12 protein-coding genes and 1 pseudogene are annotated in these 12,679 nt (G+C 48.7%); 8 read left to right on the top strand and 5 right to left on the bottom strand.

The window, feature by feature from the left end; genetic code table 11:
- Positions 1-207 precede the first annotated feature (207 nt).
- Positions 208-441, top strand: a complete 234-nt coding sequence (locus tag ACINLD_RS01065; protein WP_026586303.1) for an IDEAL domain-containing protein — start codon at positions 208-210, stop codon at positions 439-441.
- Positions 442-506: 65 nt separating this feature from the next.
- On the opposite strand, the gene ACINLD_RS01060 is transcribed toward ACINLD_RS01065, so the two are convergent.
- Positions 507-1,364, bottom strand: a complete 858-nt coding sequence (locus ACINLD_RS01060) for an SDR family oxidoreductase (RefSeq protein WP_410206875.1) — start codon at positions 1,362-1,364, stop codon at positions 507-509.
- A gap of 134 nt (positions 1,365-1,498) precedes the next feature.
- Between ACINLD_RS01060 and ACINLD_RS01055 the strand changes: the two genes are divergently transcribed.
- The 7 genes and pseudogenes from ACINLD_RS01055 (at position 1,499) to ACINLD_RS01025 (ending at position 8,308) form a co-directional block, all read left to right on the top strand.
- A complete protein-coding gene (locus ACINLD_RS01055; protein WP_409444909.1) occupies positions 1,499-3,028 on the top strand; it encodes an FAD-dependent oxidoreductase in 1,530 nt (509 codons plus the stop codon).
- A gap of 94 nt (positions 3,029-3,122) precedes the next feature.
- Positions 3,123-3,656: pseudogene (locus ACINLD_RS01050) on the top strand (protoglobin family protein); the annotation flags it as partial.
- A gap of 252 nt (positions 3,657-3,908) precedes the next feature.
- On the top strand, positions 3,909-4,415 hold the full coding sequence (locus ACINLD_RS01045; RefSeq protein ID WP_409446677.1) for a methyl-accepting chemotaxis protein: 507 nt from the start codon (positions 3,909-3,911) through the stop codon (positions 4,413-4,415).
- Positions 4,416-4,558: 143 nt separating this feature from the next.
- Positions 4,559-5,104, top strand: coding sequence for a biotin transporter BioY (locus tag ACINLD_RS01040; protein ID WP_026586299.1), 546 nt, complete (start codon positions 4,559-4,561; stop codon positions 5,102-5,104).
- Between the two features lie 17 nt (positions 5,105-5,121).
- The gene (locus ACINLD_RS01035) at positions 5,122-6,558 is read left to right on the top strand and encodes an AMP-binding protein (protein WP_409444910.1); all 1,437 of its coding nucleotides are present in this window, start codon (positions 5,122-5,124) and stop codon (positions 6,556-6,558) included.
- Positions 6,555-7,658 carry an acetyl-CoA C-acyltransferase gene (locus ACINLD_RS01030; RefSeq protein ID WP_026586297.1) on the top strand — a complete coding sequence of 368 codons (1,104 nt, stop codon included), beginning with the start codon at positions 6,555-6,557 and terminating at the stop codon, positions 7,656-7,658. Before ACINLD_RS01035 ends, ACINLD_RS01030 begins: the two co-directional genes overlap by 4 nt.
- 77 nt (positions 7,659-7,735) lie before the next feature.
- On the top strand, positions 7,736-8,308 hold the full coding sequence (locus tag ACINLD_RS01025) for a histidine phosphatase family protein (protein WP_026586296.1): 573 nt from the start codon (positions 7,736-7,738) through the stop codon (positions 8,306-8,308).
- A gap of 43 nt (positions 8,309-8,351) precedes the next feature.
- Here the strand turns inward: ACINLD_RS01025 and ACINLD_RS01020 are convergent, their stop codons facing one another.
- The 4 genes from ACINLD_RS01020 to ACINLD_RS01005 all read right to left on the bottom strand — a co-directional run bounded on the left by ACINLD_RS01020 (position 8,352) and on the right by ACINLD_RS01005 (position 12,441).
- Positions 8,352-9,374: a FecCD family ABC transporter permease gene (locus tag ACINLD_RS01020; RefSeq protein ID WP_409444912.1), complete on the bottom strand. Its 1,023-nt coding sequence runs from the start codon at positions 9,372-9,374 to the stop codon at positions 8,352-8,354.
- The gene (locus ACINLD_RS01015) at positions 9,371-10,369 is read right to left on the bottom strand and encodes an iron ABC transporter permease (RefSeq protein ID WP_236251250.1); all 999 of its coding nucleotides are present in this window, start codon (positions 10,367-10,369) and stop codon (positions 9,371-9,373) included. Before ACINLD_RS01015 ends, ACINLD_RS01020 begins: the two co-directional genes overlap by 4 nt.
- Positions 10,370-10,448: 79 nt before the next feature.
- Positions 10,449-11,423, bottom strand: coding sequence for an ABC transporter substrate-binding protein (locus ACINLD_RS01010; protein WP_409444913.1), 975 nt, complete (start codon positions 11,421-11,423; stop codon positions 10,449-10,451).
- A 79-nt stretch (positions 11,424-11,502) separates the two neighbouring features.
- The gene (locus tag ACINLD_RS01005; RefSeq protein WP_026586292.1) at positions 11,503-12,441 is read right to left on the bottom strand and encodes an EamA family transporter; all 939 of its coding nucleotides are present in this window, start codon (positions 12,439-12,441) and stop codon (positions 11,503-11,505) included.
- Between the last annotated feature and the right edge of the window lie 238 nt (positions 12,442-12,679).

Genomic DNA, 12,679 nt, shown 5'->3' with positions numbered 1-12,679 from the left:
GATTTTTTCCAATTAATTTGAAAATATGTTTTTACAATTCCATTTTTATTTTTTATTCTGCCAAACTTGCTTTTTTGTGTCCGAATTTACAAACTTTTATTATCATAAAACATGCTTTCTCAAATAATTTTCTAAAAATTATAAATACTTATTGATTTTTTGATGTGTAATCCATATACTATAAAAAAGGCATCAGGGGGAATCTTTATGAAAGAGAAAAAATCGTACGCTGAGCTCATGAAGTCCCGCAACACCCAAAAGGTAAAAGAACTTGATGTAACCATCATGGATATCTACATCCAAATGGTCCTTGATGAATCGTTGTTTAAACGTCGGTTGAACATGCTGAAAGAGAAGATCGACGAGGCATTAGACAAAGGAGACGAACAATCTTTCCTTGAACTTTCAAGAGAATATACAGCGTTGACATTACACGCATAACAGCCAATCCCGCCAGGATTGGCTTTTTTATGGAAAAAAGGTCAAGTGCGTCCGCATTGACCTTTTTATCCGTTTATAATGGTTCCGCCGTTGACATGAAGAACCTGACCGGTCATGTAAGAGGAATCATCACTGGCCAAAAACAGATAGCTCGGCGCTACCTCAACCGGCTGTCCCGGGCGCCCCATCGGCGTCGTCGAACCGAACACCTCGACTTCCCTTTCGGTAAATGTCGACGGAATGAGCGGCGTCCAAATCGGTCCCGGAGCAACCCCGTTGACGCGGATGCCCCGATCAACGAGCGACAATGCGAGAGAACGGGTAAATGATGTAATCGCCCCTTTTGTCGACGAATAATCGATCAGCCTTTCATTTCCGGCATACGCCGTAATAGACGTCGTATTGATAATCGAGCTGCCTTTTTTCAAATGGGGCAGGACGGCTTTTGTCAAATAAAACATCGAAAAAATATTCGTTTGAAACGTCCTGATCAGCTGATGGCTTGTGATTTTGTCGATTCCCTTCTGCGGATGCTGTTCAGCCGCATTATTGACCAAAATATCGATCGTCGGAAACGCTTCTTTCGCATGACGGACGACCTCATTGCAAAAGGCTTCGTCCCCGATGTCTCCGGCAATCAGTAAACACCCGACACCTTCTTGTTCGACATAGCCTTTTGTTTCCTCTGCATCACGGTGCTCATTGAAATAAACGATGACCACATTTGCGCCTTCCTTTGCAAACAAAACGGACACCGCCCGGCCGATTCCGCTGTCTCCCCCAGTAATGATCGCGGTTTTCCCAGCAAGTTTTTTGGCCGGTTTCGGGCGGTCAAAAACAGGGCGGGGATTCATCAAATACTCCAGCCCGGGCTGCTGGGTCTGGTGCTGGGGAGGCAGTACTTTTTTCGGCTGTTTACTCAAAACAATTCCTCCTTCACATCAATGTAACCTTACTATTTTATGAACTATATCATGTTTTATCCAATTCATTTTCATGCATGAATGTTTTGTAATTGGAAAATTTAAGAACAACTTAAATTTTGGAGGGACCCCTTGTGAATCAAGAAAAACTGCCGGACTCACCCGAATCGTTTTGGAGAGACAGCACAGTGTTTCCCGAATTTCCGTGCCTCTCAGAAGATGTGAAAACAGATGTCGCAATCATCGGGGGCGGGATGACCGGAATCACAACGGCTTATATGCTGACAAAAAAAGGGTATAGCGTCGTTTTGATTGATGCAGACCGCATATTGAATGGAACGACGGGACATACGACGGCGAAAATCACCGCCCAGCACGACCTGATTTATGATGAGCTGATCAACCATATCGGAATGCCGAATGCCAGGGTCTATTATGAAGCAAATCTCCAGGCGCTTTCATACATTAAAAACCTTGTGCTTGAGCAGAACATCCCCTGTGATTTTGAAGAACAAGACGCCTGCATTTATACGACGGAAGAGCAATCGGCAGAAAAAATCAAAAAAGAGTATGAGGCTTACAAAAAGCTCGGAATCGACCGCGATTTCATCAAAGACCTTCCCGTCGCCATCGATATTAAGGCCGGTCTTGTCATGAAAAATCAAGCCCAGTTTCATCCGCTTTATTACTTAAAACATCTTGTCGAGAACATCCAGCAAGCCGGGGGAAAAATTTTTGAAAACACGGCCGCCAAGGAAATCAAAGAAGGCGACCGCCCAAAAGTGCTGACCAGAAGCGGACAGCAGATCTTCAGCGACTATGTCGTGTGCTGCACGCATTTTCCGTTTCATGATAAAAAAGGCTTCTATTTTGCAAGGCTTGAGCCGAGCCGCTCCTACGTCCTGGCTGTCAAACCTAAACAACCGTACCCGGGCGGCATGTATTTAAGCATTGACCAGCCTTCCCGCTCCCTGCGTTCGGTTGTGATCGGCGGCGAGAAAATGGTTCTCGTCGGCGGCGAAAGCCATAAAACCGGCCAGGGAAAAGACACAATCGAACATTATCAGGCATTGGAATCATTTGCAGAAGGTGTTCTCGGCATCGAAGACATCCCCTACCGCTGGTCGACACAGGATTTAATCAGCCTTGATAAAATCCCTTATATCGGGCCGATTTATCCGAAGGAAAAGCGGATTCTTGTCGCAACAGGATTTAAGAAGTGGGGCATGACGTCAAGCACGCTCGCCGCGCAAATCATGACCGACCATATCACAAACGAAAGCAATCCTTATCAGGAGGTCTTTACACCTGCCCGTTTTCATCCTGATCCGGGCATAAAAAAAGCGATGTCCTACAACGCGGATGTCGCAAAGCATTTTGTTGAAGGAAAGCTCGAACAGCCGATCCGGAAGCCGGAAGACCTCGCCCCCGGAGAAGGAGCGGTCGTGGCGATCGGCGGCAAGCGGGCCGGCGCCTATCGCGATGACGACGGACAGCTTCATACGGTCGATACGACCTGCACCCACATGGGCTGCGAGGTCGAATGGAATGACGGGGAACGGACATGGGACTGCCCGTGCCACGGGTCAAGGTTTTCCATCAGCGGCGATGTCATTGAAGGACCGGCTGTTCTGCCGTTAAAGCCCTCTGAAAGCAATACCTAAGCTTAAAAAACGGAAAAAAAAGCCGATAAGAAAATAAAGCGGGATATTTTCAAAAAACCGGTAATTTCATTGCCGTTTACAGGGGGATACGATTGTGTTATTCAAAAAGGACAGAAAAACGGAAGGATCATTATTTGCTGGTACAAGCGATGATCAAACGAGTCGCATCAGGCTTAAACAGCACGCGGAATTTAAAAAACAGCTGGCCATGGTTAATTTAACAGATGAAGACCTTTGGGTGCTGAGCAAGCTGAAACCCTTGATTTCAGAACATATAGAGACGATCGTCAGCCGGTTCTATCAAAACCTTGAACATGAAAGCTCACTGATGGAGATCATTCATGAAAACAGCTCTGTCGACCGCTTAAAAAAGACATTATCCATTCATATACAGGAAATGTTTTCAGGCGTGATTGACGAGGCATTTTTAGAAAAAAGAATTCGGATCGCACATGTTCATTTGAAGATCGGTCTTTTGCCAAAGTGGTATTTGGCCGCTTTCCAAGACATTCTTTTATCACTGCTCAAGATATTTGAAAACGGCTTAAACAATGAAGACTATCAACGGGCCGTCACGGCGGCGACAAAGATTCTCAACATTGAACAGCAGATCGTTCTGGAAGCCTTTGAAGATGAGCACGCGAGACTCCGCGCACAGGAAGAAAACAGAAAAACCGAACTTCACAAGCAAATCAAAGAGACCTCCGGCTCATTAGCCGCCTTATTTGCAGAAACGACAGGCGCGGTGCAGGAACTGGTCGATAAATCAGCAGAAATCGTCGAGACGTCCAGAGCGGGTACGAAGACGGCCGTATCTGTGGAGGAAAAATCGATCGGCGGCAAAAAAGAGCTCGAGGAGCAGGAACAGCAGCTGAATCAAATGGGGAGCAGCATGACCCAAATTGAGTGTGAAATCAAAAAACTGGAAGAAATCGCCCGGCAAATCGAAAAGATTTTTGGGATTGTGACAGGCATCGCCGAACAAACGAATTTGCTGTCTCTCAACGCCTCGATCGAATCGGCGAGAGCCGGGGAGCATGGCAAAGGATTCGCGGTTGTCGCAAACGAAGTCAGAAAGCTTTCCGACGACACGAAAAAAACGGTCTCAACCGTCTCCGAGCTCGTCAATAATACAAACGCCCAAATCGGCATCGTGACCAAACACATTACAGATGTGAATCAGCTTGTTAATGAAAGCAAGAATAAAATGTCAGAGATCAATCACCTGTTCGACGATATTGTCAGCAGTATGAAAACTAGCAAAAACCATAGCGGGCAAATCGAAGGCGATTTGCAGGCCTTTTTAAGCGGACTAGAGGAAGTCAATGGAGCCGTATCCCAAGTCGCTTCTTCAGTTGACGCTCTCGTTGAACTGACAAAAAAATAACCCTTTACACTACACAGGTCATGACATGATCTGTGTTTTTTCCGCCCCTTTATGTAAACCTATATAAAATTATAGTTGACATTACAAAAGTCTCAATGATAATTTGATTCTATTCATATATTTGAAAGGAATCGAAGTCTACTATGCATGTAAAAGATATGGTTTTCATTTCACTTAGCACGGCGATTATGGCGGTTCTCGGTTTTCTTCCCCCGGTCGTGCTGCCGTTTACACCCGTCCCGATCACAATGCAGACGATCGGTGTCATGCTTAGCGGCGGCATCAACAAACCGAAAAACGCCGGGCTCAGTCTCATCGTCTTTTTGCTGCTTGTTGCAAGCGGTATGCCGATTCTTGCGGGAGGCCGGGGCGGAATCGGTGTCTTTACAAGTCCGAGCGCAGGCTTCCTGCTGGCCTATCCCGCCGCAGCTTTCTTCATCGCTTTAGCCGTCGGGAGGCTGTCTGTTCTGCATTTCAGACACCTTTTTTTGATTCACCTTTTATTTGGCATTCTCTTTATCTATGCAGTTGGTGTACCTGTTCAGGCCTTTCTGATGAACATTTCTCTTCAAAAAGCGCTGACGTTCTGCCTGGTCTATGTTCCCGGTGATCTGTTAAAGTCGGCCATTGCGGCTTATCTCGTGCTAAAATTAAGAAAAGCGATGCAGATCAAGAGACAAGGAATATAGTTTGGAGGAATTTCACCATGCCGATCACCGAAACCTATCAACGCCACGCACAGCAGCACCCTGAAAAAACGGCCATCCAGACCGGAACGGAATCAATCCAATACAAAGACTGGCATCGGCTCGTCTGCCGGACGGCCGCCTGGCTGAACAGCCAAAAACGGACAAATAAAAGGATCGCGTTCATGCTGCCGAACGGCCTTCCTTTTTTGCAGCTGTTCGCCGGGGCTGCAGCAGCCGGCTGGACGGCCGTTCCCTTTGATCCGAGGTGGAGCCGCGCCGAGTGCATCGAAAGGCTGTTACTTTGCAAGCCCGACCTTTTCATCACAGAGCGGCCCTTTCCTGAATATGAAGATGCTCTTGCTTTGGAAGAATGCCTCGCGGACATCAGGAAGAGACCGGTTGCTGATGAACCAGACATCGATGATGAAGAACCCTTTTACATCGGGTTCACATCAGGTTCAACAGGCGCGCCGAAAGCATTCATCAGATCTCAACGTTCCTGGATTGAGAGCTTCCGCATCAGCAGCAGAGACTTTCAATTATCCGCTGAAGACAGGGCTGTCATTCCAGGTCCGCTCTTTTTTTCTCACTTTTTATATGGCGCAATGAACACATTATTTCTTGGGGGAACAGTCGACCTTTTGCACAAATTTTCAACGCACCGGCTCGAAAAAACGATCGACAGCCTGCCTGTCACAGCGTTATATACAGTGCCGACAATGACGGAAGCGATGTCGTCGGAAAACAGGCGGATCGAAAGACCCCTTAAAATTATTTCTTCCGGCGCCAATTGGAGCCAACACGCCAAAAACGCGTTCCAAAAAGCCTATCCTAATCTTTTGTTATATGATTTCTACGGGACATCAGAATTAAGCTTCGTCTCCGTTTCCGCTCCCCGCGATTTTCAGGTGAAGCCCGCTTCAGTCGGACGCCCCTTTCAAAACGTTGACGTCTCCATCCGCCGGAACTCAGGGGATATTGCCGATACCGGCGAGGTCGGCAAAATCTATGTGAAAAGCCCGATGGTGTTTTCAGGCTATTTGCAGGAACAAGCCGGCTTCCCCCGCCCTGACGAAAGCGGGTGGATGACGGTCGGTGACATGGGCTGGATGGATGATGACGGATACTTGTACATCTCCGGAAGAGAGAACAGCATGATCGTCTACGGAGGCATTAATATTTTCCCTGAAGAGATCGAAGCTGTCCTCACCTCGCATCCTGAGGTCGAAGAAGCGGCGGTCGTCGGTATCGCCGATGATTATTGGGGAGAAAAAGCGGCAGCCGTCATTAAGGGCGGAGCCTCCGTCAAAGAGCTGAAAGCGTTATGCAGACGCAGGCTCGCCCCCTACAAAATCCCGAGAAGCTGGCATGTTGTCGAAGAGCTTCCGCATACTGCCGGAGGAAAAATCGCCCGCAGCCTCGTGAGAAAACAGCTGAAGGAGCTGATCAAATGAGAGCGGTCATCACAGCCGCCAAACGAACGGTCATCGCAAGACAAAACGGCTCTTTGAAAACAGCAGAGCCGCACGAATTGGCCGCCGCCCTCATTCAATATTTAGAGAAACCGCTGAACGGCCATTTAAATGAAGTCATTCTCGGAAATGTCGTCGGACCCGGAGGCAATATTGCCCGTTTAGCGGCGCTTTCCGCCGGGCTTCCCGCTTCTGTAACCGGAATGACGATCGACCGCCAATGCAGCGCAGGTCTTGAAGCGATCCGCACCGCCTGCTGTTTCGTCCAGGCCGGGGCAGGAAGCTGCTACATCGCCGGAGGAACGGAAAGTGCGAGCCTCTCCCCTTTTCCGCAAAGAGCGCGCTTTTCTCCAGATGAATGGGGGGATCCGGATATGGGCGAAGCGGCAGAAATGACGGCGCAAGCTTATTACATCACCCGCCAAATGCAGGACGATTATACACTGTTAAGCTATCAAAGAAGCATAAGGGCGTTTGAAAACGGTTATTATGAAGATGAAATCCTGCCGTTTCAAGATTTGACGGCTGATGAAAGTATGCTCAGCAAGCGGCAGATCGAAAAAATCGTCCAAAGGGCTCAGCCGGCTTTTAAAAAGCAAGGCACCGTGACAGCCGCCAACAGCTGCGGAATTCACGACGGCGCAAGCGCCGTCGTCGTCATGGACGAACAAAAAGCAATAGCGCTCGGCTTAAAGCCCGTTCTGCGATTCGTCGACAGTGAAGTCAGCGGCGTCAATCCAAATTTCCCGCAAATCTCGCCCGTGCCCGCGATTCAAAAACTGTTACGGAGAAGAGGTCTGTCCGTTCAAGATATCGATCTGTTTGAAATCAATGAAGCATTCGCCGTCAAAATCGCGGCGTGCGCCCAAGAACTTGGAATCGGCTATCATAAACTGAATGTCAGGGGAGGCGCCTTGGCACTCGGTCATCCCTACGGCGCTTCTGGGGCCATTTTGGTGACCCGTTTATTTCATGAGACGAAGAGAAGACCTGATCTGAAGTATGTCATCGCAGCGATCGGCAGCGGGGGCGGCATCGGAACAGCCGTGTTGTTCGAAACCGTATCCGGTCATCATGCGTGAGTTCTCGTTTTGACATTAGTATAATGACCTTATCACCAAAAAACGTGCACTCGTGCTCGAAAGGAGATTTTTGCAAAATGACTGCGATTTGTTTAATCCGGCACGGAGAAACCGACTGGAATGCTTTTGGAAAACTGCAGGGACGAACAGATATCCCTTTAAATGAAACCGGAAAAAGACAGGCGAAAGAAACCGGAGAATTTTTAAAAGATACAGACTGGGACGTCATCATTACAAGTCCTTTAAAAAGAGCTCGGGAAACAGCGGACATCATCAATCAATATTTAGGGCTTGATATTGTGGAAATGGAGGATTTCATCGAAAGAAATTACGGAGATGCCGAGGGAATGCCATTTGAAGAAAGAATGAGGCTCTATCCTGATAAAAACTATCCGAATCAAGAATCGAAAGAAGCATTGGCTGAACGCCTGATGGCCGGTGTTCAAAAGGTCAATGAACAATATCCCGATCAAAAGGTGCTCATCGTCGCGCACGGAGCAGCGATCCATACGCTGTTGTCCAAGATTTCAAACGGAGACATCAATCTTGAAAACACGAAGCTTGTCAACGCCTGTCTGAGCAATATCAGCTTTCAGGACAACAAATGGCATGTCAACGACTATAATCTGCGCGATCATTTGTCAGTATGATATGAATAACGGACGGCCCGAATGGATGCCGTCCGTTGTCGTTTTACTTCCTGCCCCGTTTTGCCTCACGGCGCAGCAAATAGATAAAATAAGGCCCGCCGACAACTGCGGCGATCAAGCCCGCCGGAATTTCCAGCGGCGGGATCAGCCCCCTTCCGACAGCATCGGCCGCAAGCAGGATGATCCCCCCGATCAAGCCGGAAGCAGGAAGCAAAATCCGCGATTCATGGCCCGCCAGCTTTCTTCCGATATGCGGTGCCATCAAGCCGATAAAACCGATCGTCCCCACGGCCGTCACAGCCGCCGCTGTCAGCGTGACGGCTGCGGCGAGCAAAAGCCCCCTTGTTCTTTCAAGGGAAATGCCGAGGCTTGCGGCTACCCCGTCCCCGGATTTCATAATATCAAGCGGTTTTGCCGCCAGCCAAACGGGCGGAATCAAAAGACAGCACCAAATGAAAAGAGCCAGCACATGATCCCAGCTTCTCCCCCATAAACTGCCGTTCAGCCATATTAATGCACTGCTCACATTCGGACTGGATCTTGAAATCAACAGCTGAATCCCCGAATGGCAAAAAGCGTTGACAGCGATGCCGACCAATGCCAGCCTTACCGGGGCGATTCCGTTTCGGTAAGCCAATACATAAACGAGAACGGCGGCCAGGATGCTGCCAAGGAAAGCGGCGCCTGTCAAAAAAAGCGGTGTTTGCTGGGCAAACAGCACGGTGACGATCACCGCGCCGAGCCCCGCTCCCCCGATAATGCCAAGCGTGTCTGATGCTGCGAGCGGGTTTCTCAGCAGCGACTGAACGATCGCTCCGGCAATGGCTAAAGCGGCGCCTGCCAGGACGGCCAGGATGATTCTCGGCATTCTGAATTCCATTACCATAAACCGAACGCCGGGATCGCCTTGCCCAACCAATGCTTTAAGCACGGCGAAAAGCGGGATGTTCTCATCGCCGATCGCCAAATTCAACACAGTGAGCACAACCAGACAAATCAAAAGGAAGAGCAGGACCGCCGCCGGTTTCCCCCGGTGTTTTTTTGTGTGGTCTGTCCTTTTGTTCATGAAGCCGCCCCCTTTTTTCTTCTTCGCGCCAAATAGATGAAAAAGGGCGTTCCGATCAATGCCGTGACAACGCCGACCGGTGTTTGGTACGGATAATAAACAAAGCGTGACGCGATATCAGCCAGCTGAAGCAGGATGGCTCCTAATACGGCTGAATACGGAATCACAGCGCGGTAGTCGGCGCCCGCGACATACCGGATCATATGAGGAACCATCAAACCGATGAAACCGATCGGACCGGCTGCTGCTACAGAAGCACCGGCTAACGCGACAACGGTGACGGCAATGAGCACCCGGACCACCCAGACTTTTTGTCCCAAGCCTTGGGAAATGTCGTCACCGAGACTGAGAACGGAAGCCGCTCTTCCCAGGGCCGCCGCAATCAATAAACCGATGATGCTGACCGGAAGCAACAAATGCAGCTTTTCCCACGAACTTCCGGCCAGAGAGCCGGAAAGCCAAAATAAGATGGTTTCCGTCGATTCTTCATTGAAAATCAGCATCATCTGTGTCAGTGAAGCAAGGATCGCCTGAATGACAACGCCGATTAAAGCAAAACTGATATCCTTGTCATGCTCGCTGAAAACCGATGCGGTCACATAAACGATCATGGCGGCAAAAGCGCCCCCCGTAAATGCGGCGCCCATCGTCATTTGAGGAGCCGCGGCTGCCGGCAGCATCACCGTCAGAAAGACAACAGCCGCGGAAGCGCCCGCATTTATGCCGAAAATCCCCGGCGATGCCAGCGGATTTCTTGTCACCGCCTGCATGAGCGCACCGGCTGCGCCCAGATTCGCTCCGATCAATGCCCCTTCCAGAGCGCGCGGTATGCGAATCGTCTGAATGACTGCGTGCAGCTTCGAACCGTCACCTGAAAAAATGGCCGCCCAAATATCGGAAAGCGCGATATTTGTTGAACCGATCGAAATCGAAAGCGTAAAGCTCGCAAGCAAAAGAATGAAAAATAAGAGCGGAACGAACCGGTTCACCTTCATCAAAGCAGCTCACCTCCCAAAGAAAAAACAAGCGCATGCTTTTTTGACAAAAAGCATGCGTTGAATAGATAAGCCGGCATCAGGATTTCTTTTGAACAGCCGGAAGAATATGTTGATCAATTTCGTCAATCACGGCATTCGCCCCGTCTATGCTGCGGCGAAGCGACCATGCGAATCTGTCAACCTCATACACATTGCCGGTTTTGACGGCATTGAGCTTTTTCCAGAGCGGATCTTTTTCAATCGGCCTTTTTCCATCTTGATCGACTTGATCCTTTTCTCCTGTCATCAGGATCATGACATCAGGATCTTTTTCCAGAAGCTGTTCAAGCGTCATTTTAATATTGACGGACTCACCGTTGTCAGCATCGCTTTTTTGGCTGTCTCCCACACCGTATGTGTAGCCGATTTTTGCTAAAAGCTGAGAGGTGAAGAAGTTTTCGTCACGGACGGTGACAGCCTCATTTGTATTCCCGATTAAGAGGATGCTTTGCTTTTGACCAGCAAATTTCTTTTGCAGCTGATCTAGTTTTTCTTGATGTTCGGTCAGTTTTTTCTCCATTTCGTCTTCTTTGCCGACCGCTTTTGCGATCGTCTTTGAGACGTCAAGTGTATCCTCGTAATCAGCGTTTAAATTTTTCAAAGCGATCGTCGGCGCGATTTTTGACAGTTTATCGTAAACACCGCTGTGTCTGCTTGAATCGGCAATGATTAAATCGGGCTTTAACGCGGCAATTTTTTCAAAACTTGGCTGGGCGCGTGTCCCTACCGATGTGTAGCCTTTGATTTCTTCCCTGACTTTTTCATTGATAAATTTCGGTTTTCCGTCATCTGTGACACCGACAGGCTTGATTCCGACGTCAACGAGCGCATCGATGAAGCCAAGCTCAAGGACAACGACCTTTTTCGGATGCTTCGGCACCTTTGTTTCGCCAAGGTCATGTTTGACTGTCACAGTATCCTGTGCGGACGTTTTTTCGCTTTCGCCTGCCCCCGAGCAGGCCGCTAAGACTGAAATAAGCAGACATAGAATGACAAAAGATTTAAGCTTCATATGTATCTCCTTTTTTCTTAATAGACGAAACTATTATAGCAACAGCAGAAACAAATGACAACGATAATCATTATCATTATCAAAAAGGAGATTCGAAATCTGTGATGTCCGTTTTTGTTTTGCCTTCTCTGCTTAAAGAAAGCCAGATGACCGTCATGATGATCATGATCGTGCCCGCTCCTTGAACCGCATTGAACGGAACATCCAGCCAAACCGCCGATGACAGAACAGCCGCAAGCGGTTCGGCACAGCTCAGGCAGCTCGTTTCCTTCGGCGATAGATAAGAAAGGCTGCCAATATAGAGGGCAAATGCAAGGGCAGTGCCGCATAAAACGACAAACAAAACAGCCATCCCCTCCCCGATGCCGATTGCAGACGGATCAAACTGAAACGGGGGGAACACGACGGAAATGCCGAGACCTCCGATCAGCATCCCCCACCCCGTGACCGTCAGTGCACCGAACGCTTGAATTAAAGCTCCGGCATAAACCGTATAAAAGGCAAGCGCTGCGCCTGACAGCACACCCCAGATGACCGATGGCAGCGGCACATACAGGCTGTCGGGCCTGCCTCCGGTCAACAGCAAAAACACGCCCGCCAGCGCAGCAAACGCGAGCATTACATCTTTCAGCTTAGGTGAAGCCTCTTTTTTGATATAGATGTAAATCAGCACAAAAAAAGGCGCTAAATACTGAAGAACGGCAGCGGCCGCCGCATTTCCCCCTTCTATCGAAGAAAAGAATGTATATTGGACGGCGAGCATCCCAAAGATTGAAAAGATGAGAATCGAGGAGGCCGACGATTTTTTCTTCCAAATCCGAAAGACATGCGAGCTTGAGTTTTTCACAGCAACATATAATAAAAGAATCACGCCTGATGCGAGAAGCCTCACCGAAACGAGAGCCCCGGCACCTACTGCTCCCTGCTCAAATAAATACTGGGCCGCACTGCCCGACAATCCCCACAATGTCGCGCCGGCAAGGACCATCATGATTCCTTTGAAATGCTTTGCTTTCATATCATCCACTCTCTCCCATATGCGATATATTGCATATTCTAATGCAAGAAACATTGATCTGCAACCCCCCCCTCTAAAAAATATTATGTTATGAAATGATCGATTGGTATTTTCATAAAATGAAGTAACGGTCGGAGCTATTGGCGCCGTTGAAGGGCGGGACGTCTTTCACACGTAGAAACGGCGGGAACTATATACTGAAGGTATTGGTTATTTTTCTAAAACAGTCATTTATGAC

Origin of the sequence: Bacillus sp. z60-11 (assembly GCF_046464135.1) — a bacterium.
Taxonomy (GTDB): Bacteria; Bacillota; Bacilli; order Bacillales; family Bacillaceae; genus Bacillus; species Bacillus sonorensis_A.
The sequence above is the reverse complement of the archived record's forward strand: the minus strand, read 5'-3'. Positions and strand labels throughout refer to the sequence as shown.